The sequence below is a fragment of the Stenotrophomonas sp. X genome (assembly GCF_055721025.1).
The window spans coordinates 4098873-4124386 of the sequence record NZ_CM146756.1 but is presented as its reverse complement, the minus strand read 5'-3'; the positions used below and the strand labels follow the sequence as shown (position 1 = coordinate 4124386).

The following is a 25514-nucleotide window of genomic DNA, read 5'->3' as shown; positions in this document are numbered from 1 at the left end:
GGTCCAGACTGCCCGCCGCTGGCGGCGCACCGCCGGCACGCGCATTCCGGAGTCCCCAACCCATGTCCAGCGACAGTAGAAGTCGACCTCGTTCGACGCCAGCGATGGCCACCGCCTGACATCGGGACGGTTTGCCTGCGTTGGCGTTGCGCGAGGTCGCACCCCCACAAGGCAAAACCGATGAACCAGAAGCAACTGCTGCGCCCGGTGGCCGATGCCGCCGCTTTGGCCGCACCGCTGGCGAACTACAACACCGCCGATGCGGTGGAATTCCTCAACACACTGGAACTGGCCCGCGCCGCGGAAACGCTGGCCGCGCTGCCGTTGCCGCGTGCAGTGAAGATGCTGGAAGCACCGGAGCTGCACCGCAGCGGTGAGCTGGTGGCCGCGCTGCCGCCGGCACGCGCCGCTGCCCTGCTCGGGCTGATGGCTGACGACCGCGCCACCGACATTGTCCACGAGCTGGATGAGGAAGAACGCGCGCGGCTGATCCCGCTGCTGGGCACTGACGCCCGCCAGGCCATCCAGAAGCTGCTGAGCTATCCGCCGAACACCGCCGGCGCGCTGATGACCACCGAATACGTGGCGGTGCCCGCCAGCTGGACCGTGGCGCAGACCCTGCAGCACATCCGACAGGTCGAGCGTACCCGCGAGACGGTGTACGCGATCTACGTGCTGGAGCCGGCCACCCAGCAGTTGCAGCAGGTGGTGACCATGCGCCGGCTGATCACCGGCCTGCCCGAGGAATCGATCCTGGACGTGGCCCAGGTCAACCCGCCGGTGACGGTGGACGCGCTGATGGACCAGGAAGAAGTCGCGCGTCTGATCCGCCGCCACGACCTGTTGGCGATTCCGGTGGTCGATGCGCAGCAGCAGATGCTCGGCATCGTCACCGTGGACGACGTGCTCGATGCGCTGATCGAGGAATCCACCGAGGATGCGCACAAGTTCGGCGGCATGGAAGCGCTGGACAAGCCGTACATGCAGATCGGCTTCTTCGAGATGCTGCGCAAGCGCGCCGGCTGGCTGAGCGTGCTGTTCCTGGGCGAGATGCTGACCGCCAGCGCGATGCAGCACTACGAAGACGAACTGGCGCGCGCGGTGGTGCTGACCCTGTTCATCCCGTTGATCATGAGTTCGGGCGGCAATTCCGGCTCGCAGGCCACCTCGCTGCTGATCCGCAGCCTGGCGCTGCGCGAACTGCGCCTGCGCGACTGGTGGAAGGTGGCCCTGCGCGAGATCCCGACCGGCATGGTGCTGGGTGCCATCCTCGGCTGCCTGGCGATCGTGCGCATCGTGATCTGGCAGCTGGGTGGCCTGCATGACTACGGCGAGCACTGGATCCTGCTGGCGATCACCATCGGTGCCGCGCTGGTCGGCATCGTCACCTTCGGTTCGCTGTCCGGCTCGATGCTGCCCTTCGTCCTGAAGCGGCTCGGCTTCGACCCGGCCAGCGCCTCGGCCCCGTTCGTGGCCACCCTGGTGGATGTAACCGGCCTGGTGATCTACTTCAGCATCGCCGCGCTGATCCTGCACGGCACGCTGCTGTAACAAAAAAGGGGACGGAGGGGATTAAGTCGTTTGTGGCACAGACGACTTAATCCCCTCCGTCCCCTTTTTTGGGTACCGTAGGCGCATGAGTACCTACCACCTGCAGTCCGTGTTCCGTCCGCAGTCGGTCGCGGTGATCGGCGGCAGCCCGCGTGAGCGCTCGGCCGGCCGTGCGGTGATGCGCAACCTGCGCGGCACCGGCTTCCCCGGCAAGGTGGCGTGGATCAACCCGCGGCACGCCGAGATCGATGGCATCCGCACGGTCAAGCGCTTGAAGGACCTGGACTGGGTGCCCGACCTGGTGGTGATCACCGCGCCCGCGGCGATCGTGCCGCAGGTGGTGCGTACCGCTGCAGAGCGTGGCGTGCAGGCGGCGATCATCCTCACCGCGCACCTGGGCGAAGGCCCGGGTTCGTTGTCTGCACAGGTAGAGGCGGTGGCGCGCAAGCATGGCCTGCGCATCCTCGGGCCGCATTGCCTGGGCGTCATCGCGCCGCACGCGCGACTCAATGCCAGCATCGCCGCACATTTCCCGCAGGCGGGCGACCTCGCCCTGATCTCCGAATCCTCCGCCATTGCCGCCGCGCTGGTGGAGTGGGGCGTGGCGCGCTCGGTGGGCTTCTCCGCCGTGGTTTCGCTGGGCGACACGATGGACGTCGACTTCGGCGACCTGCTCGACTACTTCGCCACCGACTACCGCACCCGCGCCATCCTGCTCTATGTCGAGCAGATCAAGGACGCGCGCAAGTTCATGTCGGCCGCGCGTGCCGCCGCCCGCGCCAAGCCGGTGGTGGTGGTGAAGTCCGGTCGCGCCGAGCGCGTGCAGCCGGGCAGCCGCGATACCCATGTGCAGGCCCTGGCGCGTGCCGATGATGTGTACGGCGCGGCCTTCAATCGTGCCGGCCTGCTGCGCGTGGGTGCGCTGGACGAACTGTTCACCGCCGCCGAATCGCTCGGGCGGTTGGGCACCTTCCCCGGTCGCCGCCTGGCCATCCTCAGCAATGGTGGTGGTGTCGGTCGCCTGGCCGTGGACCAACTCATCGCATTGCGTGGCACGCTGGCCAACCTGTCCGACAGCACGGTCGAGAAACTCGACGCGGTGCTGCCGCAGGGCTGGTCGCGCAGCAATCCGGTGGACATCGTGGTCGACGCCGATGGTGACCGCTATGCCGCGGCCATCGAAGCGCTGCTGGCCGACAACGAGAATGACGCGGTGATGGTGGTCAACGTACCCACCGCATTCACCTCGTCCGCCGACGCGGCGCAGGCCCTCACCCGCACGCTCGGCCTACGCCCGCGCCATCATCGCGACAAGCCGGTGTTCGCGGTGTGGCTGGGCAACGATGACCAGGCCACCGCCACGCTCAACGCGGCGCGGGTGCCGACCTATCCGACCGAGGCCGAAGCCGTACGTGGCTTCCAGCATCTGGTGCGCTATCGCGAGGCACAGAGCGCGTTGATGGAAACTCCGCCCAGCCTGCCGCAGGACTTCAGCGTCGACACGGGCACCGGGCGCGCACTGGTCGATGCCGCGCTGGCCAATGGCCAGCAGTGGCTGGACCCGCTGGCCACGCATGAACTGCTCAAGGCCTACGGCATTCCGTCTGCTCCGGTGATGCATGCGCGTGATGCGCACGAGGCGATGGACCTTGCGCAGCCGCTGCTGGAACGCGGTGCCACGGTTGCGCTGAAGATTCTCTCGCCGGATATTCCGCACAAGTCGGAAGTGGACGGCGTGCGCCTGAACCTGTCCACGCTGCCGGCGGTGCAGAGCGCGGCCAACGCGATCCTGTCGCGTGCGCGCCAGCTGCGGCCGGATGCGCGCATCGATGGCCTGCTGGTGCAGCCGACCATCGTCCGCCCGAAGGCGCGCGAACTGATTGTCGGCATCGCCGATGACGCGACGTTCGGCCCGGTGATCGTGGTCGGCCGTGGCGGCACCGCCGTCGAAGTGATCAACGACAAGGCGCTGGCCCTGCCGCCGCTGGACCTGCGCCTGGCCCACGAGCTGATCGGCCAGACCCGCGCTTCGCGCATCCTCAAGGCCTACGGCGATGTGCCCGCCGCCGACGAGCGCGCACTGGCGCTGGCGCTGGTCAAGCTGGCACAGCTGGCCGCCGATATTCCCGAAGTGCGCACGCTGGACATCAACCCGCTGCTGGTCGACAGCAAGGGCATCCTTGCCCTCGACGCACGCGTGGCGGTGGCACCGTCGCGGATCCTGCACAAGGGCCGTGGCCATCCGCGCTTTTCGGTGTTTCCGTATCCGAAGGAGTGGGAGCGCACCATCGAACTGTCTGATGGCGGCCGGGCCTTCGTGCGCCCGGTGCGGCCGGAGGATGACGCGCTGTTCCGTGCGTTCTTCGCCCGCGTCAGCGACGAGGACCTGCGCCTGCGCTTCTTCCAGTCGGTGAAGCACTTCAGCCACGAGTTCATCGCGCGCCTTACCCAGCTCGACTACGCGCGCTCGATCGCGCTGGTAGCGATCGAACCGCGCAGCGGCGAGATGCTGGGCGCCGTGCGCCTGCACGCCGATGCCGATTATCATCGCGGCGAGTACGGCATCCTGATCCGCTCGGACCTGAAGGGCCACGGCATCGGCTGGCGGCTGATGGCGATCATGATCGAGTACGCCAAGTGGCTGGGCCTGGACGTGGTCGAAGGCCAGGTGCTGCGCGAGAACAGCACCATGCTGGCGATGTGCCAGAGCCTGGGCTTCAAGACCCGACTCGACCCGGACGACCCGACGGTGATGGTGGTGACCTTGCCGGTGCAGCAGGTCGAGGTGCCCGACGTCCCGCCGGTGGCGTAATTCCTGTAGAGCCGAGCCTACGCTCGGCTGCTTTTGCGTACGCTTGGCGGCTGCATCACCGCACCGGCTCTACCACCACCGCCGTGCCATAGCACAGCACTTCGGTCAGCCCGGTCATCACATCGGTGGCGTCGTAACGCATGCCGATGATCGCGTTGGCACCCAGCTGCCGCGCGTGCTTGACCATGTCGCGGTAGGTTTCCTCGCGGGCCTGTTCGCACAGTTCGGTGTAGATGGTGATGTTGCCGCCGAACAGGGTCTGGATGCCGCCGAGGAAATTGCCGACGATCGAGCGCGAGCGCACGGTGATGCCGCGTACCACGCCGAGGTTGCGCACCACGCGATGGCCGGGCAGCTCGAAGGCGGTGGTGACCAGCGCATCGTCGAAACGCAGCGCGGGCGGGGACGTGGGGCTGCTGTTGTAGGGGTCTGCCATGGTCGCGTCCGTGTCGTAGAGTCGAACTAGCTCGACTCTACAGTGCAATCACCCGTTGCGGCATGGTGCCGTCACCCCGCCGGCGCGACAATATCCCCATGACCGACCGTATCCCCCTGTTGCTGCTGCCGGGCCTGCTCAACGATGCCGAGCTGTGGCGCGCGCAGCTGGCCGACCTGGCCGATATCGCCGACTGCACCGTGGGCGACCAGACCCGTGGCGAGACCCTGCAGGCGGTGGCCGAAGACGTGCTGGCGCAGGCACCGGAGCGCTTTGCGCTGGCCGGGTTCTCGCTGGGCGGCTTCGTGGCCCAGCAGATCCTGCGCATCGCGCCGGAACGGGTGCTGCAGCTGGCGCTGATTGACACCTCGATCCACGCCGACTCGCCGGAGCGCGCCGAGCAGCGGCGCAGCCAGCGCGCCAGCGTGCGCCTGCCGGGGAAGTTCCACGGCTTCGGCGATGTGCTGATGCGCAGCTACATCGATGCCTCGCGGCTGGACGACTACGTGCTGGTACAGCGCGTGCGCGACATGACCACCCGCCTGGGCGCGGAAGTGTTCCTGCGCCAGAGCGCACTGGAACGCCGCGATGGCCATGATGTGCTGGCCGGTTACCGCGATCCGCTGCTGATCGTGTGCGGCGCCAACGACCGCATTACGCCACAAGCGGTGAGCGAGGAAATGCACGCGATGGTGCCGCACTCGCAGCTGGTGGTGGTGCCTGATTGCGGGCACCTGGCGCCTATGGAAAAACCGGACGAGGTCAGTGTGGCGATGCGTGGGTGGCTGTTGCAGGCCTGATGGATCCGCCGGGCATGGCCCGGCGCTACCCACGCGTATCCGGTAGCGCCGGGCCATGCCCGGCGGCCGCTCTTCAATCCCAGGCTGGGGCGATGCCTTCCGGGTTGGCCAGGCGATGGCCGCGGTCGAGCTTGGCGATCTGTGCCATGTCTTCGTCGGTCAGGCGGATCGCTGCCGCTTCCAGGTTGCTGGCCAGGTTGTCGCGCCTGGTCGAGGACGGAATGACCGAGAAGCCCTGCTGCAGCGCCCAGGCCAGCGCGACCTGCGCCGGCGTGGCCTGGTGGCGGCCGGCAATGGCCTGGATCACCGGGTCCTTGATTACCTCACCATAGGCCAGGCTCATGTAGGCGGTGATGTGGATGCCGTTGTCCTGCAGGAATTTCACCAGCAGGCGGTTCTGCAGGTACGGATGGATCTCGATCTGGTTGGTGGCGATCGCATCGGCGCCGAGGATCTCGATCGCCTTGCGGGTCTGTGCGATGGTGAAGTTGGAGATGCCGATCTCCTTCGTCAGGCCCTGTGCCTTGGCCTCGGCCAGTGCGGTCAGGTACTCCTCCATCGGCACGTCGACCTTGTCGTTCGGCGACGGCCAGTGGATCAGTGCCAGGTCGACATGGTCGGTGCGCAGCTTCTCCAGGCTGGTGCGCAGGCTGGCCAGCAGCGCTTCGCGCTTGAACTCGGTGATCCAGACCTTGGTGGTCAGGTAGATCTCATCGCGCGGCACGCCGGAATCGGCGATGGCCTGACCGACTTCGGCTTCGTTGCCGTAGATCTGCGCGGTATCGATGGCGCGGTAGCCGACCTCCAGCGCGTTGCGCACGGAATCGATCACGGTCTGGTCTTTGAGGCGGAAAGTGCCGAGACCGAAGGCGGGGACTGTCATGAGGGGCTCCAGCAGTGGGGGAGGGAGACGGGAATATTCACGAAAGGGTAGGCCAGCGGCCGTGTGCATGCCGGCAACGGTGCATTGCACTGCCGTGTACGACCACAGGCCGTAATGAGTGCGGAACGTTGGTCCGCACTGTTCATGCCGCCACCCATGTAGCGTTGGACGCTGCCGGCCAGCGGCCGGCACTACCCCAGTCCGCGCTCCACGGTGGTGCCGGCCGCTGGCCGGCAACCGGATCCCTCAGGCCGCGCGCGCCAACGCGTCCTTCGCTGTCGCCGTGGCCGACAGATCGAACACATCGACCGCATCGATCAACCGGTTCGCCTGCTGTTCCAGGCTGCGCGCCGCGGCGCTGGCTTCTTCCACCAGCGCGGCGTTCTGCTGGGTGGTGCCGTCCATCTGGATCACCGTCTGGCTGACCTGTTCGATGCCCGCGCTCTGTTCCTGCGAGGCTGCAGAGATCTCGGCCATGATGTCGGTCACGCGCTGCACCGAGGCGACGATCTCGGCCATGGTGTCGCCGGCCTCGCGCACGCGCTGCGCACCCTCACCGACCTGTTCCACCGACGCCTCGATCAGCGACTTGATCTCCTTTGCCGCCGCCGCAGAGCGCTGTGCCAGCGTGCGCACTTCGCTGGCAACCACCGCGAATCCGCGGCCCTGCTCACCGGCGCGTGCCGCTTCCACCGCGGCGTTCAGCGCCAGGATGTTGGTCTGGAACGCGATGCCATCGATCACGCTGATGATCTCGGCGATCTGCCGTGACGAGGTTTCGATCGCGCCCATCGTCGCCACCACCTGCCCGACCACGCTGCCGCCCTGCGAGGCGACCGCGTGCGCGCCGATCGCGAGCTGGTTGGCCTGGCGCGCGTGTTCGGCGTTCTGGCGCACGGTGGAGGTCAGCTCTTCCATGGATGCCGCGGTCTCTTCCAGATTGGCGGCCTGCTGCTCGGTACGGCGCGACAGGTCATTGTTGCCGGCGGCGATCTCCGCGGCGGCGGTGTGGATGTTGCCGGAGGCGTGCTTGATGTCGGTGACGATGGTCGCCAGCTGCGTGGCGGTGGTATTGGCATCGCCGGCGATACGCGCGAACACACCCTGGAAATCACCGTGCATGCGTGCACCGAGGCGGCCATCGGCGATCGCGCGCAGCATCGTTGAGACTTCGCCCAGGTTCAGTTCTGTGGTCTGCATCAGGCGGTTCAGGCCATCGACCATCGCGCGGAAGTCATGCTCGAAGCGCGCGCTGTCGCCGCGCTGGCTGAAGTCACCGGCGGCCGCCGCTTCGGCCAGGCGGCGGATTTCGCCGTTGATCGCACCGAGGTTGTGCTTGACCGCATCCAGCGCTTCGGTGATCACTGCCTTCTCGCCGGGCAGGCGTTCCATGTCCTGGCTGAGGTCGCCGACGGCGTAGCGGCCCATGATCGAGATCGCGCGCATCTTCACCCGGATGTGCGCGTCGACCAGCGTGTTGCAGTCGGCCACCATGGTGCCGAACGCGCCGGGGAAGGCAGCGGCGTCCATGCGATGGCTGATGGTGCCGGCCTCGTGCGCCTGGGCCATCGCGGCCTGTGCATCCAGCACGCCGCGCAGCGTGGACTGCAACGCCTGCATCGCCTGGGCGAGGCGTCCGATCTCGTCGCGGCTGCGCACCTGCACCACGTGCTGCAGGTCGCCGGCAGCCACTGCGCGTGCAGCGGCTTCCACCGCCAGTACCGGCTGCACCACCGCGCGCCGCAGCCACCAGGCCAGGCCGATCAGCAACAGCACGGCGGCCAGCACCGTCAGTGACGCGCACAGCAGCAGGGTCTGCCGCGCCTGCTGCGAACGCGCCGCCAGCGCCGCTTCGGCCACCTGCGTGGCATGCGTGCTCAATGCATCCAGTGCGGTCGCCACCGCGCGATCCTTGCCGCGCACGAGGGTGTCGCCGGCGGCGGGATCGTAGCCGGCCGCGGCAAATGCCTGCAGCGCCGCGCGATAGTCCTGCTGCAGCTGCGCGTGCAGGCCGATGAACGCCTGCGCCAGTTCACGCGTGCGCGCGTCCGGGCTGGTCACCAGGCCCTTGGCCAGCCGTTCGACCAGGCGGCCTTCGTTGTCGAAGGCGTCCAGATGGCGCTGACGCAACGCGTCGTCGTGACCACGCAGCAGCACGTTCTTCCATTCCTGCACCTGGCCTCGGAACTCACGCTGCAGGCGTTCGGCGTCGCGGCTGTGCGCGACTTCGGGTGGAACCTCGGTGGACAACTTGAACCAGGCGGAGGCCAGGCCAGCCAGCGCGCACAGCAGGACCACGGCCAAGCCAACAGAGACCGCGCCGAGCAGCTTGGACTGCAGGCGCGGAGCACGGACAGACGCATTCATCGGGAAGCACTCTCGGGAAGGGGCAATGCGGTATCGACCCGCCAAGCTCCCGCTGAAGTGCGACGAACATCACATTAGCGTTTCGTTTAGTGATGTGAAGAAAGTGCTTCATAGGACAAATGTGTCCATATGGAACGAATACGGACCCTGGACAGGGGATATAAATGTAACTAATGTAGTTACATGAAATCCGCGAGCCTGCTCTCTGATGCCCTGCACGTGATGGCGCACCTGGTCGGCCAGGACGGCCCGCGCACCTCCGAGCAGCTGGCGTCCTGCCTGCCGACCCATCCGGTGGTGATCCGCCGCCTGTTGGCGCAGCTGCACAGGGCGGGCCTGGTTCACAGCGCCCGTGGTCATGGCGGTGGCAGCCAGTTGGCGCGCGATGCCGCAGCCATCACCCTGCATGACGTCTACCTGGCGGTGGGCGCACCGTCGCTGGTACAGGTCGGTACCCGTGATTCCGGCGGTGGCTGCCCGATCCAGCAGCTGGTCAACAGCGCTTTGCTGGAGGGTGCACGCGAAGCACAGCGCCTGCTCGAACAGCGCCTGCGGGCGACCACGCTGGACAAGCTCGGCGCCGACTTCGCCCGCCATCTCGCCCATCACCGTTCCCTGGAAGGTCACCATGAATCCTGATGTGCTCATCGTCGGCGGCAGCTATGCCGGCATTGCCGCCGGCCTGATCCTGGCCCGTGCCCGCCGCCCGGTCACCGTCATCGACGCCGGTTCACCACGCAACCGCTTCGCCAGCCATTCGCACGGGGTGCTGGGGCTGGATGGCATCAGCGGCGCCGAGCTGCTGAAGACCGCGCGCCAGCAGCTGCTGGATTACCCCAGCGTGCGCTGGGTGCATGCCGAGGCCGTGCAGGCCACCGCCGGCGCAGTGGGTGTGGAAGTGCGCACGGCCGATGGCCAGGTGCTGGCCGCGCGCAAGCTGCTGCTGGCCAGCGGTATCGCCGACCAGCTGCCGGAGCTGCCCGGACTGGCCGAGCGCTGGGGCAGCACCGTGCTGCACTGCCCCTATTGCCACGGTTACGAAGTGGGCGGTGGCGCCATCGGGCTGCTTGGCGGGCATCCGATGTCCGCCAGCAAGGCGCCGCTGTTTGCCGACTGGGGCAATGTCACCTTCTTCAGCCAGGGCCTGCCGATCACCGATGAGGAACGGGCTGCCATGCAGCAGCGTGGCGTGCGGATCGAGACGTCGCCGGTGCTGGGCGTGCAGGGCGACCAGCCGACCTGGCTGGAAGTGGAGCTGGCCGATGGCCGCCGCATCGCCCAGCGTGCGCTGTTCGTGCCGGCCACCCAGGTGATGGCCACGCCGCTGGTGCAGCAGCTGGGTTGCACATTGGCCGAGAGCCCGCTGGGCGAGTTGATCGAGGTCGACATGATGAAGCAGACCTCGGTGCCGAACGTGTATGCCGCAGGCGATGCGACCACGGTCGGCAACATCACCCTGGCCATGGCCGAAGGCGTGCGCGCGGGCATCGGCGTGCACCACGCGCTGGTGGCTGAAGACAGCAGCGCGCGCTGAACGTTGCACAGGTAGAGGCCGACCCTGGTCGGCGCCGTTCCCTCCACGCATGGCGTGGATCTACTGCCATTGGGTGCGGTGGGTGCCGGCCTTGGCCGGCACCGCTCCATTACCCCTTCACGCACAACACCTGGTGCAGGGTGTGCACCACGTCGACCAGGTCCAGCTGCGCGGCCATCACATCGTCGATCGACTTGTACGCGGCCGGTGACTCGTCCAGTACGCCGCTGTCCTTGCGGCATTCCACGTGCGCGGTGGCCTCGCGGTGCTGGGCCAGCGTGATCTGCTGGCGCGCGGCGCCACGGCTCATCACCCGGCCGGCACCGTGGCTGCAGCTGTGGAAGCTGTCCGCGTTGCCCTTGCCACGCACGATGTAGCTGCGCGTGCCCATGCTGCCGGGAATGATGCCCAGCTCACCCTCGCGGGCACTGACGGCCCCCTTCCGGGTCACCAGCAGCTCCTGCCCGTGGTGCGTTTCCTTCTGCACGTAGTTGTGGTGGCAGTTCACCGCCATCGCCGCCAGCTGGAACTTCGGCAGCCGGTGGCGCATCTCGGCCAGCACGCGCGACATCATCGCCTCGCGGTTCTGCCGGGCGTAGTCCTGTGCCCACGACACGGCTTCGACGTAGTCATCGAACAGCGGCTCGCCTTCCATGAAGAAGGCCAGGTCCTTGTCCGGCAGGTGGAAGCCGAGCACGCGCCGGGCCAGTTCCTCGCGCGCCTTCTCGATGAAGTAGGTACCGATCAGGTTGCCGGTACCGCGCGACCCGCTGTGCAGCATCACCCACACCGTGTCGGTCTCGTCCAGGCACAGTTCGATGAAGTGGTTGCCACCACCCAGTGTCCCGAGCTGGCGGTCGAGCTTGTCGGTGCGGATCCTGCGGTGCCTGTCCTTGATCTTCTCCAGGCCGGCGGCCAGTCCGGACTGCACCAGGCGGGTATGGATGCTGTCGGGCATGCGCTGATGCTCGCCGCCGCGCCCGTTGCCGACCGGGATGCTGCGCTCGATGCTGTTGCGCAGCTGCCGCAGGTCATCGGGCAGGTCGTTGGCGCGCAGCGTGGTGCGCACGGCCGCCATGCCGCAGCCGATGTCGACGCCGACTGCGGCCGGGATGATCGCACCGCGGGTCGGGATCACCGAGCCGACTGTCGCGCCCTTGCCCAGGTGCACGTCCGGCATCACCGCCACCCACGGCCCGACGAACGGGATCGCGGCGATGTTGCGCAGCTGCTCATGCGCCTGCGCTTCCAGTGGCACGCCGTTGACCCAGCCCTTGATCGGCGTGCTGCCCTCGGCATGCAGCCATTGATAATTGTGTTGAGTGTCCATGTCTTCGTGTATGTCCTTGATGGGCCGGCGGCGCGTCCCTGCGCCACCGCGACCCCCTACCTGATCGTCACCAGCTGCTTCAGCACGCCGTCCAGGCCGCCGAACACGGTGAGCGTGTCGATCTTCTCGGTGACCTTCTCCAGCGCCTCCAGCTCCTTCAGGCGCATCAGCACCGGGTTGTCCTCGATCAGCTTTGCGGTGTTGAGCTGCGAACGCGTGGCGTTGGCCTCCTCGCGGCGACGGATCACGCTGGCCTGGGCCTGCTTCTCGGCCAGCACAACGCCGTTGAGGATCTCCTTCATCTCGCCCGGCAGGATCACGTCCTTGATGCCCACGCCAAGCAGACGTACACCGTGGCCCTCGATCGCCGCCTGCACATGGGCGGCGATCTCACCGTCCAGTGCTGCCTTGTCGCCCAGCAGCTCGTCCAGGCTGCGCGCGGCAATCGCCTGGCGCAGGCCGAACTGCAGCTGCCGATAGATGAATTCATCGGCATTGCTGAGCGTGCGGTGTGCACGCACCGGGTCGACCACCTGCACGGTCGCGGCCAGGTTCACCCGCAGGGTCACCTTGTCGCGGCTGAGCAGCTCCTGGCCGGATACGTCCAGCGAACGCGCACGCAGCTCCACGCGCTCCACCGACACGTTGCCGTTGAAGTTCCAGAACGCATGCAGGCCGGCGTCCAGCGTCTGCCGCAGCGTGCCATCGATGAACAGCAGGCCGACCGACTCGCTCGGCACGGTGCTGATCACCGCGACACGCGGCAGCACGCCCAGCTGGCCCAGGCGCTGCTGCACGTCCAGCGGGATGCGCGGCTCGTCACCCAGCGCCATCACGCGTACCTGGGTGTCGACCGAACCGCGCCAGTACAGACGGCGGCTGCCCGGCGGCAGCACCTCGTCGATGCGGCCGTTGCGCAGCAACAGGCCGACCTCGCCGGCGCCGACGTTGGCCAGCACGAAGTGCGTGTCCAGCTGTGCGCCCAGCGCTTCGATCAGGCTGTCCTGGTCGCTGCCGGTGTAGGCCGCGCCCTTCGATGCGGTGTGGATGTCCACGTGCGGACGGCCGCCGAACGGCGACAGGCGGTGCACGCCCGGCAGCAGGATCTGCTGGAAACGACGGTTGCGATACACCAGGCCGCGCTCGCCGTCGCCGATCACGACCTTGATGGTCCAGAACATGGGAGTCTCTCCTTGTATGGCTCTGGTGGTTCGACCCGTTGCGGATGAATCGCCAAGACCCGGGTCGATCAGGTCGTGGCGAGGCCGCCTGCACACCACGTGCAGGCAGCGGAAGAGGGCGGCCATCGGCGGACGGTCCGCGCGCGGAGCCTTCGGTGCACCGGCAGTGCTGCCATCGTCGTTCCCGGCAGGCAGCACCGGGGCGGAACGTGGCTGGCAGTGACGGCGGGCCGAGGCCCGGCGTGCGGTCCGTTGCCTTCCAGGCCCCGCCCGAGGGCAGTGACCGTGGACGGCGACGATGGCCGCTGGGGCTTGCGCCCCGGGTGTTGCTTCAAGTCATGACGTGACAGGTCATGTGGTTGGAGTGGGAATCGAACCCACGACAGACGGAATCAGGATCCGTTGCTCTACCCGACTGAGCTATCCAGTGGTGAACCGCGCGGAATCGAACCGCGTACCGGCGAACCGGCGCCTGCCTCCAGCAGGCGATCCAGGCGATGGCTTGTCCGCGACCGCCGGCATACGCCACGGCAACGCCGCGCGCACCAGCCCGTGGTGGAAACGGGACCGTTGGAGAATCGAGGGTGCAGGCCACCGACATTATCGGCGAACGATAATGTTTGGGTGCGATGCAGATAATGTCCAGGCGTTGCCATGCACGCGGAGAAAATCCTCCGGCGCGGCAGAAAAACCTGGATCAGTGAGCGGCGGGTCGCCGCGCGGGGTGCAGTTCTGGCATCGCGGGTCCTTGTGCCGACGCAAACGAAAACGCCCCCGGGACTTGCGTTCCGAGGGCGTCGTCAGGCCTCGGAGATCGGGGTGGCCGATCTCCGCAGGGCGGGTATCAGGCCGTTGTCAGCTGGTCTTCCTTGCCGAACGCGCGCGCCGGCCGGTCCATGCGCAGGCATGGCAGCAGTTTGGCGATGGCGAAGGAATGCGCGTTCAAGGGAAGTTTCCAGTGGGTGTTGAAACGAGGTGCGCACGATAAACCACGATTTAGTCGCGCGCAACCATTTTGTTGAATTATTTTCTTCGATGTACGTGTCATGCCGGCCAGCGGCCGGCACTACCGGGTCTCATGATTCGGCGCTGGCGGCATCCAGCTGCGCGACATCCTGCACGCTCAGCGATACGTTGGCTGCGGCCAGCAGGTCGTGCAGCTGTTCGACGCTGGTGGCGCTGACGATCGGCGCGGTGATCGACGGCCGCGCGATCTGCCAGGCCAGTGCGATCTGCGCAGCGCTGGCGCTGTGCTTGCTGGCTACGTCATCCAGCGCCTGCAGGATGCGCAGGCCGCGCGGGTTCAGATAGCGCTTCACCACCGTCTCGCCACGCGCCGGGCTCTTGGCTGCATCGGCCGGCGTGCGGTACTTGCCGCTGAGGAAGCCACTGGCCAGCGCGTAGTAGCCGATCACGCCGATCTGCTCGCGCTGCACCAGGGGTTCCAGTTCCCTTTCGTAGCCGGCGCGGTCGTACAGGTTGTACTCCGGCTGCAGGGTTTCGTAACGCGGCAACTTGTAGTCGGTGGACACCTTCAGCGCATCGGCCAGGCGCGTGGCGCTGTAGTTGGAAGCACCGATCGCACGCACCTTGCCGGCCTCGATCAGGCGGCCGAACGCAGCCAGCGTGGCTTCCAGCGGCGTCGACTCGTCATCCTCGTGGGCCTGGTACAGATCGATCACGTCGGTCTGCAGGCGGCGCAGCGAATCCTCGACCGCCGCATTGATGTTGTCCGGGGTCAGGCCGGGGCGTTCGGCCCACTTGGCCACCTTGGTCGCCAGCACCACCTTGTCGCGCTTGCCGCTGCGGGCAAGCCACTTGCCGATCAGCGTCTCCGATTCGCCGCCGACATTGCCCGGCACCCAGGCCGAGTACACGTCGGCGGTGTCGACCAGGTTGAAGCCGGCATCGACGAAGGCATCGAGCAGGGCGAAGCTGGCCTTCTCATCGGCGCTCCAGCCGAACACGTTGCCACCGAAGGCGAGCGGACGTACATGCAGGCCGGAACGGCCCAGTTCGCGGGTTGCCGTCATGGGCACGGACTCCTTGGGGGAAGTGTTCCAGAATAGAACGCGATGTGTGACCGTGCTGCGGCGACGACCACAAAACAGTGTTCCGCGACGCGCACGCCGCTAACGTTTTGTGAACACCTGGGACGCTGCGACTGCTAGTCTCGCCGCATCTTCCGCTGGAGTCGTCCCGATGATGCCTGCTTCGTCCCTGCGTGGTTGCCGACTGCTGCTTGCTTCGGCCCTGCTTGCTGCTGTTCCCGCGTTCGCCGCACCGGCCACGGTGGCACCGGCGAAGATCGAGGTCTTGCCGGCCATCGACGCGGCGGTAAAGGCGCCCACCCGCGATGCCAACAACGTCAAGCGCGATGGCTTCCGCCATCCGGCGCAGACGCTGTCGTTCTTCAAGGTGGCACCGGAAAAGACCGTCATCGAGATCACCCCCGGCAACGGCTGGTATTCGGAAATCCTGGCGCCGCTGCTGCATGACAAGGGCCATTACGTCGCTGCGGTGGTCGATCCGATGGCGGTGCCCGAAGGCCGTGGCCGTGACTACCAGCAGCGCAGCCGCGACAGCCTGGAAAAGAAGTACGCCGGCGCGCCGGCACAGTTCGGCAAGACCGCCGTGGTGGCCTACGATCCGGCCAAGCCGGTGTTCGGCCCGGCCAATTCAGCCGACGTGGTGCTGACCTTCCGCAACGTGCACAACTGGCGCAAGGCCGGCCAGGCGCAGGGCATGTTCCAGGGCTTCTTCAACGTGCTCAAGCCGGGTGGCGTGCTGGGCGTGGTCGAGCATCGCGCCAAGACCGACGTGGCCGACGACGATGACACCGGTTATGTCGGCCAGCAGCAGGTGATCGCGATGGCCGAGGCCGCCGGTTTCAAGCTGGACGCGCGCAGCGAGGTCAACGCCAACCCGCGCGACACCAAGGACCACCCCAATGGCGTGTGGACGCTGCCCCCGACCAACCAGCACGACAAGGCCGATGATGCGAAGTACCAGGCGATCGGCGAAAGCGACCGCATGACCCTGCGTTTCATCAAGCCGTAAGCCGGCACGCCGTAGCGCCAGCGCGGAGTGCCCCGTAGAGCCGAGCCGATGCTCGGCTCATTGCGCGCAGCGCGACGGAGCACAACAGCAGCCGAGCGTGGGCAATGCCGGCCGTCCTGACCGGCACCCTTCGGACCGTCGCACGCGACGTTGGCAGCGGCTCCTGCCGCTGCCTCCGGTTCTACCGTTGCCTGGGCGCGAGGCGTGGGACAATGCCCCACCCGCCGCCCGCCGTGCCTGCAATGCTGATCGCCTTCAACAAGCCCTTCAACGTGCTCTGCCAGTTCACCGACCGCAGCGTGCCGCCGCGGCCGACCCTGGCCGGATTCGGCCTGCCGCCGCGCGTGTATGCCGCCGGCCGCCTGGACCATGACAGCGAGGGCCTGCTGCTGCTGACCGACAACGGCACGCTGGCGCACAAGCTCACCGACCCCAGGCACAAGGCCGACAAGACCTACTGGGTGCAGGTGGAAGGCACGCCCGGTGACGAGCAGCTGCAACAGCTGCGCGATGGCGTTGTGCTCAACGATGGGCCGACCCTGCCGGCGAAGATCGAGCGCCTCGATCCAGCACCGTTGCTGTGGACGCGCGATCCGCCGGTACGCTTCCGCAAGACCGTGCCGGACAGCTGGTTGGCGATCACGATCCGCGAAGGCCGCAACCGCCAGGTGCGGCGGATGACAGCGGCAGTGAACCTGCCGACGTTGCGCCTGGTGCGGGTGTCGATGGGACCGTACCGGCTGGAGGACCTGCAGCCCGGACAGTGGCGGCAGATCGGTTGAAACAGAAAGGGCCGGAGGCCTCGCGGCATCCGGCCCTCATGGAGTGCCTTGGGGTCAGAGCCCTTCCTGTGGAAGGGATCCGACCCCGGCAGGCTCAGGCGTCGCTGCCGATATCGCTGTGCTCGTCCACGACGGTGTCGTTGCGGCGGTCACGCGCGCTGATGCGCTGCGCCTGCCCATTCACCACGTGGCCATTGGCAGCCTTCTTCTTCTGCTGCTTGCGGTACAGCGCATAGCCGAGCAGGCCGACACCCACGGCAGCGGCGGCCACGGCCACTGCGGGATTGCGGCGCACGAACTTGGTGGCGACCTTGCCGCCGGTCTTCACTGCGCCGAGGGCGGCGCCGGTCTTGATCCAATCCGCGTTGCGCAGGCTGCCACCGGCGCTCTTCAGGCCATCGCCGGCGGTGTGGGCCAGCTCCAGGGCGCGCTCCAGAGCGCGGTCGGTGATTACGGTCAGCTTGCTCATGCGGGGGTCCTTTGCCTCGGGTCGAAGTCCAGTGTCGCGCGTTGCCCGTAAACGGTATGTCAGTCGGGGACGCACGTGGTGTGACTCTACCGCAGCCATTCAGGATCAGGCAGGGTCCCAAACCGGTAGCCGGCCGCTGGCCGGCAGTCCCGGGCACCCTGTGGAATGCATTGCCGGCCAGCGACCGGCACTACCCGTCAGGTTCCACGCGGCTTGGCGCGGTGCGTGGCTGTCGCGGTCCACGGATCGTCCGGCCACGGATGGCGCGGGTAGCGCCCCTTCATTTCCTTTTTCACTTCGGCGTAGGTGCTTTCCCAGAAGTTGCGCAGGTCCTGGGTGACCTGCAGCGGGCGGCCGCCGGGGGAGAGCAGGTGCAGGGTCAGCGGCACGCGGCCATCGGCGATGCGCGGCGTGTCGGCCAGGCCGAACAGTTCCTGCAGCTTCACCGCCAGTACTGGCGGCAGCGGGTCACCACTCTCGCTGTCCAGCGCATAGGTGATCGGCCGCTCCAGTCCGGACGGCACCGTGATGCGGGTCGGCGCATGACGCTCGACCAGCTGCCGCTGCGACCACTCCAGCGGCGACTTCAGTGCCTCACCGAAGCTGGATTCGTCCAGCGCATCCAGACGGCTCTTGCCGGCAAACGCGGGTTGCAGCCACTGCGCACGGTTGGCCAGCAGCGCCGCGTCGCTGCAGTCGGGCAGGTCCAGCTCCGGCATCCAGCGCCGTAGTGACTCGACGCGCGCCTGCCACTGGCGCAGGCCCTCGGTCCACGGCAGCGCCTGCAGACCGAGTTCAGCCACCGCGTCGGTCAGTGCCTGCGCGGCGTGCTGCGGATCGACCCGGCCGGCCGAGCGGCTGTCCAGTACGATGCGGTCGAAACGGGTCTCGCGCAGCGCCACCAGGGCGCGTCGTTCGCTGTCCCAGCGCACCACGTCTTCAGTGACGAAGCGCTCCGGCCACGCCTTGCGCAGCCGATCCTCGTCCACCGGTACGGCGCGCAGCAGCAGTGCATCGCGCGCCTCGAAGCGCAGTTCGCTGGCCACCAGCCACGGCTCACCGCGCAGGTCGCTCAGCTCGTGCAGGCGCGCGCTGCGGCCATTGGCCAGCAGGTAGCGCAGAGGATCGCTGGGATGCTGGAAGCCAATCCGGTCAGGGAAGGCATGAGCGAGCAGGTCGCCCAGCTCATGGGCCTCGATGCTGGCCGGCGGCGTGGCTTCGCAGCGCAGGCGGCGACGCCACTGCTTGGCGGCGGCATCGATCGCGGCCAGCCCGCTGCGGTTGGCATCGCCCGGTGTGCGGCCATTGCGGAACGCGGCCAGTGCGCGCCAGCGGGCCGCCAGCGCGTCGCCGCCCTGGCGCAACGGGTCGCGCGCCTCCAGCAGCGCGGCCAGATCGGCGGCCAGCGCCTGGGCGCGGGCATCGGGCGCTGCCAGCAGCATCGCCGCCATCCGTGGATGCGTGCCCAGCGCCAGCACACGTCGGCCCAGTTCGGTGATCGCGCCACTGCTGGACAAGGCGCCGAGCCGTTGCAGCAGTTCGCGCGCCGCGCCCATCGGACCCGCCGGGGGCGGATCGAGGAAGCGCAGATCGCTGCTGCCCCAGGCCGCCAGCTCCAGTGCCAGTCCGGCCAGTTCCACCTGGTCGATCTCGGCGCGGCGCTGCGGTTCCAGCCGCTGCGACTGGGGCCACAGCCGCCAGGCCACGCCCTCGGCGACGCGGCCGGCGCGGCCCGCGCGCTGGTCGGCCGATGCCTGCGCGATGGCCACCACGTCCAGCCGGGTGAAACCACTGTTGGGGTCGTAGCGCGGTTCGCGTGCCTGGCCGCTGTCGATCACCACGCGCACGCCGGGCAACGTCACCGACGACTCGGCGACGTTGGTCGCCAGCACCACGCGACGGCGGCCATCGCTGGCCACCTGAAGTACGCGCGCCTGTTGTTCCACCGGCAGTTCACCGTGCAGCGCCAGCACTTCGACGCCGGCATCCAGTGATTCCTGCAGGCCCGCCTGCACCCGCGCGATCTCGCGCTGGCCGGGCAGGAACACCAGCAGGTCACCGGGGTGCTCGGCCAGGGCCTGCTGCACAGCGCGCCGCACCTGCAGCTCGAGTGCTTCATCGCGGCGCGCCGGGAAGTGGCTGATCGCCACCGGGTAACTGCGGCCCTCGCTGCTCAGCCGCGGTGCATCGAGGAAGCGCGCCAGCCGCTCCCCGTCCAACGTGGCCGACATCACCACCAGGCGCAGGTCGTCACGCAGCTGCGCCTGCACGTCCAGCGCCAGCGCCAGCCCGAGGTCGCCACTGAGGTGGCGCTCGTGGAATTCGTCGAACAGGATCGCACCGACCTCTTCCAGCATCGGGTCGTCCTGCAGCATGCGGGTCAGGATGCCTTCGGTGACGACTTCGATGCGCGTGCGTGACGAGATCCTGTTCTCGAAGCGGATGCGGTAGCCGACCGTGCCGCCGACGTCCTCGCCGAGTTGTCGCGCCATGAACAGCGCCGCGCTGCGTGCGGCCACCCGGCGCGGTTCCAGCAGGATGATCTTGCGGCCCTGCAGCCACGGTGCGTCGAGCAGGGCCAGTGGTACCTGGGTGGTCTTGCCGGCACCGGGCGGGGCCTCCAGCACCAGTCGCGACTGTGCGGCCAGGTGCTGCTGGATCTGCGGCAGCAGCGGGGAAATCGGGAAGAGCGGGGCGGTCATGTGCAAAGGATAAGGGGCCACGGCGGGCGCAGGTACAATGCGCGGGCACTTTTCCCCCACGATGACCATGCACCTGATCGATATCGGCGCCAACCTGACCCACGACTCCTTCGACCGCGACCGCGATGCCGTGCTGGACCGCGCGCGCCAGGCCGGCGTGGTGCAGATGGTCATCACCGGCGCCAGCCGCGAGCACTCGCCGTTGGCGGTGCAGCTGGCCCAGCAGCATCCGGGCTTCCTGTACGCCACCGCCGGCGTGCACCCGCATCACGCGGTGGAGTACACCGAGGAATGCGATGCCGAGATGCGCGCGCTGCACGCCCACCCGGAAGTGGTGGCGGTGGGTGAGTGCGGGTTGGACTACTTCCGTGATTTCTCGCCGCGCCCGGCCCAGCACCGAACGTTCGAGCGCCAGCTGCAGCTGGCGGCAGACAACGGCAAGCCACTGTTCCTGCACCAGCGCGACGCGCACGCCGATTTCATGGCGCAGATGAAGAATTTCGAAGGTCGCATCGGCCCGGCGGTGGTGCATTGCTTCACCGGCGAACGCGATGAGCTGTTCGATTATCTGGACCAGGATTGGTACATCGGCATCACCGGCTGGCTGTGCGACGAGCGCCGTGGCGCGCACCTGCGCGAACTGGTGAAGAACATCCCGGCCAACCGCCTGATGATCGAGACCGACGCGCCGTACCTGCTGCCGCGCACGCTGAAGCCGATGCCGAAGGACCGGCGCAACGAGCCGATGTTCCTGTCGCACATCGTGGAAGAGCTGGCACGTGACCGTGGCGAGGACGTTGCGGTGACCGCGGCCAATGCCACGGCGGCCGCCCGCGCGTTCTTCCGCCTGCCCGACGCGGGTTGATCCGTGGAGCCGAGCCCATGCTCGGCTTATCGCGCGCAGCGCGAAAGAGGCAAAGAGCAGCCGAGCATGGGCTCGGCTCTACAAAGCGCTGTCCGGTAGCGCCGGGCCATGCCCGGCGAGCGAAGCGGCAAGGTCCGTCAGGCCTTCACGGTAACTCGGGAAGCGCGGCTGCCACCCCAGCGCTTCACGCGTGCCACGGCTGTCGATGCGCTTGTTGCTCTCGTAGAAGCGCCGCAGCGTCGGGCTCAGTGCCGGGTCATCCCAGGCCACGGCGGGCGGCAGCGCAAACCCACCCAGCTGCGCAGCGAAGGCCAGCACATCCTGTGGCGGTGCCGGTTCGTCGTCGCTGGGCAGGTACAGGCCCTTGTGCGTCGGTCGCTGCATTGCGGCGATGATGACGGTTGCCAGGTCATCCACGTGCAGTCGGTTGAACACCTGGTCCGGGCGAACCACGTGGCGTGCACGGCCCTGCGCCAACTGCACCAGCGCATTGCGACCCGGCCCGTACAGGCCGGGCAGGCGGAACACCGCCGAGGCGATGCCGCGTTGTCCGGCCAGTGCACGCCACTGGGCTTCCGCGAGCAGGCGCTGCACGCCAGCCGCTTCAGCGGCGTCGGCCGCGCTGCGCTCGTCGATCCAACCGCCGGCGCGGTCGGCATACACCGAGGTCGACGACAGATAGCCGACCCAGCGCAATGCCGGGCTGGCCTGCAGCGCGGGCAGCAGCAGGCGCAGTGCCGGGTCCCCTTCAGCATCCGGTGGCACGCTGCACAGCACGGCATCGGCCTGTGCGATCTCATCGAGCAGGGCAGGCGACGGTGGCGTGTCGGCGTGCAGCTGATGCCGCGGCAGGCCATCGTCTGGCGCGAACGAGGGATCGCGCACCGTGCCGGCCACGCCTACGCCGTGCGCCTGCAGCTGCGCGGCCAGCACGCGTCCGCTCCAGCCCAGCCCGAGAATCAGTACCCGCGCGGGCAACGGGCTGGCCTGCAAGGCGGTACTCACGCGACCCGCAGTGCCTGGTAGGCCTGCAGGCTGCTGTAGGCAACCTGCAGCAGCAGGGCTTCCTGATCAGCCCTGCGCGCACGCACCAGCATGTCGCCAACAATCTGTTCGGCCTCCACCTGCTGGCCGGCCTCCAGATCGCGCAGCATCGAGGCCTTCAACGCCGAGCCGGCCTGGGTCAGCGTGCCGCGCGCAGTGTCCTGCGCTGCCTCCGGAACCGGTTCACCGGCGGCTTCGGCGACGGCCAGGCACTCGTCGTAAAGGCCACGTACGATCGCTTCGCCATCATCGGTGGCGACGATGGTGCCGATATCCGCGCGCAGCAGGCAGGTGGCCGCGGCCAGCGCGGTCAGGAAGGCGTACTTGATCCACTGTTCCTGGCCGATACGTTCGCTGGCAAGGTGATCAAGGTTGGCCTTCGCGCAGACCGCAGCCAAGGCGCGCACGCGCGCGGAGATCGCGCCGCCGTCGCGCTCGCCGAAGGTGAGCTTGGCCGGCTTGCCCAGATGCAGCACCGCGCCATCGGGCGCCTTGGTGGCGCTGATGAAGCACAGGCCGCCGAGCACCGCGTCGCGGCCAAAGCGCGTATCCAGTGCGTTGTAGTGGTGCAGGCCGTTGAGGATCGGCAGCACGGTGGTGTTCGCTCCGACTGCCGGGGCGATGGCATCGATCGAACTGTCCAGGTCGTAGGCCTTGCAGCTGAGGATGACCAGATCGAAGGGCTTCTGCGCGGCCAGTGCGGGCAGTGCATCAGCCGTGACGTGCTGAACCGGGAAACGCGCATCACCCAGTGGGCTGCGGATGACCAGGCCATCATGGTCCAGCTGCGCGGCGCGCGCGGGGCGCACGAGGAAGGTCACGTCCACGCCGGCCTGGGCCAGGCGGCCACCGAAGTAACCGCCGGTGCCGCCGGCGCCGAGGATCAGGATGCGCATTGCACGTTCACCGTTTTCTGGGGGGAATCAGAACTGCGATTGTGCCGGAGATTGCTGGCGAAAAAGAGCCGAGCGTAGGCTCGGCTCTACAGGCTGCTGCATCCACGCATGGCGTGGAACTGGTGTTGCCGGCCAGCGGCCGGCACTACCACGCAGGTCTCAGCTGCGCATGCCCACGCCACGGCGCAGCAGCCACAGGGCCAGCGCCGTCAGCACCACCACGAAACCGATCATCAGGCCGTAGGCCACCGGCAGCGGCACATCGCTGCTGCCCAGCAGGCCATAGCGGAACGCATTGACCATGTAGAAGATCGGGTTCGCGTGCGTGGCCGCTTCGGCCCAGCCTGGCAGCAGCTTCACCGAATAGAACACGCCACCCAGGTAGGTCAGCGGGGTCAGGATGAAGGTCGGCACGATCGCCACGTCGTCGAATTTCTTCGCGTACACCGCATTGATGAAGCCGGCCAGCGAGAAGATCGTCGCGCCCAGCAGCACCGTGGTCAGCGTCACCAGCGGGTGCGGGATGCGCACCGGGGTGAAGAACATGGCGATGATCAGCACGATCACGCCCACCATCAGGCCGCGCAGCACGGCGCCGGCCACGTAGCCCCACAGGATCACCCAGTTCGGCATCGGGCTGACCAGCAGCTCTTCGACGTGGCGGCCGAACTTGGCGCCGAAGAACGAGGAACTGATGTTGCCGTAGCTGTTCTGGATCACGCTCATCATCACCAGGCCCGGTACGATGAACTGCATGTAGGTGTAGCCACCCATGTCACCCACGCGCGACCCGATGAGGTTGCCGAAGATCAGGAAGTACAGGGTCATGGTGATCGCCGGCGGCACCAGGGTCTGGCCCCAGATGCGCATGATGCGGGCGACTTCGCGGCGCACGATGGTCATCAGCGCGATGCGGTTGCGCTGGCCGTCGGTCAGCTCGGTGGTGCTCATGCAGGCTTCTCCATGTTGCCGGTGAGGCGCACGAACAGCTCCTCCAGGCGGTTGCTCTTGGTACGCATCGAACGCACGCGGATACCCGCCTCGTTCAGCGTGGCGAACACGCGGTTGAGGTCCATCGCGCGTGGCATGTCGATGTCCAGCGTGTGCGGATCCGGCGCGGTCAGCGTCGCGCCCTCGATCACCGGCAGCTGTGCCGGCAGGTCACCGTCGATGTCCAGCAGGAAGCCTTCCACGTCCAGCTTGGCCAGCAGGGTGCGCATCGGCCCCTGCTCGACGATCTGGCCATGGTTGATGATCGCCAGGTGGCGGCACAGGTACTCGGCCTCTTCCAGGTAGTGGGTGGTGAGGATGATCGTGGTGCCGGCACCGTTGATCTCCTTCAGCACGCGCCACATGTCGCGGCGGATCTCGATGTCCACGCCGGCGGTGGGTTCGTCCAGGATCAGCAGCCGCGGGCGGGTCATCATCGCGCGGGCGATCATCAGCCGGCGCTTCATGCCGCCGGACAGCGTGCGGCTCATCACCTGCGCCTTTTCCCACAGGTGTGCGCGCTTCAGCTCTTCCTCGGCGCGCTTTTCGGCTTCCTCGCGCGGCACGCCGTAGAAACCGGCGTAGTTCACCAGGATGTCGAAGGGCTTCTCGAACAGGTTGAAGTTGATTTCCTGCGGCACCAGGCCGATCAGGCGCATGGTGGCGCTGCGGTTGCGCACCAGGTCGCTGCCGAACACTTCCACCTGGCCCTCGCTGAGGTTGACCAGGGAGCTGATGATGCCGATCAGGGTCGACTTGCCGGCCCCGTTGGGGCCGAGCAGGGCGAAGAAGTCGCCCGGGGCCACTTCCAGGGAAACGCCCTTCAGGGCCTGGGTGCCGTTGTCATAGGTCTTGCGCAGGTCGCGCACGCGCAGGGCGGGCGCCGTATCGTTCTGGGATGCCAAGCTCGAAGCCTTCGCGCCCATGGGCTGGCGCTGGAGAGGGGCGGGGAGGGGCTATTATAGAAGACCCCGAGGGCTTGCCCCGGCTACACACTGTCCCGAAAAGTCGTGCCTGTTCAATTCCCCCTCAAGCTGGTCGGCTGCCGCATGCTGGCCCCGACCGTCGGCCATTACCAGTTCGTGCGTGACGATGGGCAGCCGCTGGATTTCCAGCCCGGCCAGTTCATCCAGGTCCATTTCAGCTACGCCGACGGCACCGAAACCAAGCGCAGCTACTCGCTGGCGACCATCCACGACCATGCGCTGGGCCCGGGCGAGGCGGTGGACATCGCGGTCAGTTTCGTGCCCGGTGGCGCCGCCACGGCCCTGTTCGAGGCACTGGAGCAGGGCAGCCAGATCAGTGCGTCCGGCCCCTATGGCCGGTTCTGCCTGAATCCCGGTGACCACAACGCCCGTTACCTGCTGATCGCCACCGGTACCGGCGTTACCCCGTACCGCTCGATGCTGCCGCTGCTGGAGAAGGCCATGGCCGAACGCGGCGTGCAGATCGTGCTGCTGCAGGGCGCGCGCAGCCCGGGCGAGCTGCTGTACAGCGAAGATTTCTACAGCTTCGCCGAAAAACACGCGAACTTCCGCTATGTTCCGTGCCTGTCGCGTGAACTCCCGGCTGATCCGCACCCGGACGTACAGCACGGCTACGTGCAGCAGGCGCTGGCCGGCTTCACGCCGGACCCGGCCACCGACATCGCCTACCTGTGTGGCAACCCGGACATGGTCGATGCCTGCGCCGAGCTGCTGAAGGCCGCCGGCCTGGGCAACCCGCAGATCCGCCGCGAGAAGTACGTCAGCAGCAAGTAAGTCAGGGTAGTGCCGGCCGCTGGCCGGCAACTCCAAGAACCGGAGGCGGTGC

At 67.7% G+C, this 25514-nt stretch carries 21 protein-coding genes and 1 tRNA gene; 9 read left to right on the top strand and 13 right to left on the bottom strand.

Annotation, left to right across the window (positions count from 1 at the left end):
* Positions 1–180: 180 nt before the first annotated feature.
* Together mgtE and ACZ75I_RS18920 are read left to right on the top strand one after the other, a co-directional pair.
* Positions 181–1551: a magnesium transporter gene (mgtE, locus tag ACZ75I_RS18925; RefSeq protein ID WP_472958516.1), complete on the top strand. Its 1371-nt coding sequence runs from the start codon at positions 181–183 to the stop codon at positions 1549–1551.
* Positions 1552–1636: 85 nt separating this feature from the next.
* Positions 1637–4363 (top strand): bifunctional acetate--CoA ligase family protein/GNAT family N-acetyltransferase, encoded by a 2727-nt coding sequence (locus ACZ75I_RS18920; RefSeq protein WP_180869690.1) that lies wholly within the window; start codon positions 1637–1639, stop codon positions 4361–4363.
* 55 nt (positions 4364–4418) lie between these two features.
* Here the strand turns inward: ACZ75I_RS18920 and ACZ75I_RS18915 are convergent, their stop codons facing one another.
* On the bottom strand, positions 4419–4799 hold the full coding sequence (locus ACZ75I_RS18915) for a YbjQ family protein (RefSeq protein WP_010482286.1): 381 nt from the start codon (positions 4797–4799) through the stop codon (positions 4419–4421).
* 98 nt (positions 4800–4897) lie between these two features.
* Here ACZ75I_RS18915 and ACZ75I_RS18910 point away from each other — a divergent pair, with 98 nt between their 5' ends.
* Complete coding sequence (locus ACZ75I_RS18910; protein WP_180871215.1) at positions 4898–5599, top strand: alpha/beta fold hydrolase; 702 nt, start codon at positions 4898–4900, stop codon at positions 5597–5599.
* A gap of 73 nt (positions 5600–5672) precedes the next feature.
* Here the strand turns inward: ACZ75I_RS18910 and dkgB are convergent, their stop codons facing one another.
* Both dkgB and ACZ75I_RS18900 read right to left on the bottom strand, forming a co-directional pair.
* Positions 5673–6482 (bottom strand): 2,5-didehydrogluconate reductase DkgB, encoded by an 810-nt coding sequence (gene dkgB / locus ACZ75I_RS18905; RefSeq protein WP_180871217.1) that lies wholly within the window; start codon positions 6480–6482, stop codon positions 5673–5675.
* A 246-nt stretch (positions 6483–6728) separates the two neighbouring features.
* Positions 6729–8849: a methyl-accepting chemotaxis protein gene (locus ACZ75I_RS18900; protein ID WP_472958515.1), complete on the bottom strand. Its 2121-nt coding sequence runs from the start codon at positions 8847–8849 to the stop codon at positions 6729–6731.
* Between the two features lie 183 nt (positions 8850–9032).
* On the opposite strand from ACZ75I_RS18900, the gene ACZ75I_RS18895 reads away from it, so the two are divergent.
* Entirely contained in the window at positions 9033–9488 is a 456-nt protein-coding gene (locus ACZ75I_RS18895) for an Rrf2 family transcriptional regulator (RefSeq protein ID WP_346477232.1), read from the top strand.
* On the top strand, positions 9478–10383 hold the full coding sequence (locus tag ACZ75I_RS18890; protein ID WP_346477233.1) for an NAD(P)/FAD-dependent oxidoreductase: 906 nt from the start codon (positions 9478–9480) through the stop codon (positions 10381–10383). Before ACZ75I_RS18895 ends, ACZ75I_RS18890 begins: the two co-directional genes overlap by 11 nt.
* 109 nt (positions 10384–10492) lie before the next feature.
* Here the strand turns inward: ACZ75I_RS18890 and ACZ75I_RS18885 are convergent, their stop codons facing one another.
* From ACZ75I_RS18885 to ACZ75I_RS18870, 4 genes are all read right to left on the bottom strand, one after another.
* A complete protein-coding gene (locus tag ACZ75I_RS18885) occupies positions 10493–11713 on the bottom strand; it encodes an RtcB family protein (protein ID WP_134969095.1) in 1221 nt (406 codons plus the stop codon).
* Positions 11714–11769: 56 nt separating this feature from the next.
* The gene (locus ACZ75I_RS18880) at positions 11770–12894 is read right to left on the bottom strand and encodes a slipin family protein (RefSeq protein ID WP_061478981.1); all 1125 of its coding nucleotides are present in this window, start codon (positions 12892–12894) and stop codon (positions 11770–11772) included.
* A gap of 356 nt (positions 12895–13250) precedes the next feature.
* Positions 13251–13321: transfer RNA gene (locus ACZ75I_RS18875), tRNA-Gln, on the bottom strand.
* Positions 13322–13970: 649 nt separating this feature from the next.
* The gene (locus ACZ75I_RS18870; protein WP_061478982.1) at positions 13971–14927 is read right to left on the bottom strand and encodes an aldo/keto reductase; all 957 of its coding nucleotides are present in this window, start codon (positions 14925–14927) and stop codon (positions 13971–13973) included.
* Between the two features lie 169 nt (positions 14928–15096).
* On the opposite strand from ACZ75I_RS18870, the gene ACZ75I_RS18865 reads away from it, so the two are divergent.
* Positions 15097–15954 (top strand): class I SAM-dependent methyltransferase, encoded by an 858-nt coding sequence (locus ACZ75I_RS18865; protein WP_061478983.1) that lies wholly within the window; start codon positions 15097–15099, stop codon positions 15952–15954.
* 242 nt (positions 15955–16196) lie between these two features.
* Positions 16197–16736, top strand: coding sequence for a pseudouridine synthase (locus ACZ75I_RS18860; RefSeq protein ID WP_346477238.1), 540 nt, complete (start codon positions 16197–16199; stop codon positions 16734–16736).
* A gap of 94 nt (positions 16737–16830) precedes the next feature.
* On the opposite strand, the gene ACZ75I_RS18855 is transcribed toward ACZ75I_RS18860, so the two are convergent.
* Positions 16831–17205, bottom strand: a complete 375-nt coding sequence (locus ACZ75I_RS18855) for a hypothetical protein (protein WP_061478985.1) — start codon at positions 17203–17205, stop codon at positions 16831–16833.
* Between the two features lie 197 nt (positions 17206–17402).
* On the bottom strand, positions 17403–19907 hold the full coding sequence (hrpB, locus tag ACZ75I_RS18850) for an ATP-dependent helicase HrpB (RefSeq protein ID WP_472958514.1): 2505 nt from the start codon (positions 19905–19907) through the stop codon (positions 17403–17405).
* A gap of 67 nt (positions 19908–19974) precedes the next feature.
* On the opposite strand from hrpB, the gene ACZ75I_RS18845 reads away from it, so the two are divergent.
* On the top strand, positions 19975–20772 hold the full coding sequence (locus tag ACZ75I_RS18845) for a TatD family hydrolase (RefSeq protein ID WP_061479042.1): 798 nt from the start codon (positions 19975–19977) through the stop codon (positions 20770–20772).
* A 78-nt stretch (positions 20773–20850) separates the two neighbouring features.
* Here the strand turns inward: ACZ75I_RS18845 and ACZ75I_RS18840 are convergent, their stop codons facing one another.
* The 4 genes from ACZ75I_RS18840 to ACZ75I_RS18825 form a co-directional block, all read right to left on the bottom strand.
* Entirely contained in the window at positions 20851–21777 is a 927-nt protein-coding gene (locus ACZ75I_RS18840; RefSeq protein WP_472958513.1) for an NAD-dependent epimerase/dehydratase family protein, read from the bottom strand.
* Positions 21774–22712, bottom strand: a complete 939-nt coding sequence (panE, locus tag ACZ75I_RS18835; RefSeq protein ID WP_472958512.1) for a 2-dehydropantoate 2-reductase — start codon at positions 22710–22712, stop codon at positions 21774–21776. Before panE ends, ACZ75I_RS18840 begins: the two co-directional genes overlap by 4 nt.
* Positions 22713–22871: 159 nt before the next feature.
* Positions 22872–23663 (bottom strand): ABC transporter permease, encoded by a 792-nt coding sequence (locus ACZ75I_RS18830; protein WP_061478989.1) that lies wholly within the window; start codon positions 23661–23663, stop codon positions 22872–22874.
* Entirely contained in the window at positions 23660–24628 is a 969-nt protein-coding gene (locus ACZ75I_RS18825; protein WP_061478990.1) for an ABC transporter ATP-binding protein, read from the bottom strand. The genes ACZ75I_RS18830 and ACZ75I_RS18825 overlap by 4 nt, the downstream gene beginning before the upstream one ends.
* A gap of 84 nt (positions 24629–24712) precedes the next feature.
* Between ACZ75I_RS18825 and ACZ75I_RS18820 the strand changes: the two genes are divergently transcribed.
* Positions 24713–25462 carry a ferredoxin--NADP reductase gene (locus ACZ75I_RS18820; protein ID WP_072168039.1) on the top strand — a complete coding sequence of 250 codons (750 nt, stop codon included), beginning with the start codon at positions 24713–24715 and terminating at the stop codon, positions 25460–25462.
* The last annotated feature ends 52 nt before the right edge of the window (positions 25463–25514 follow it).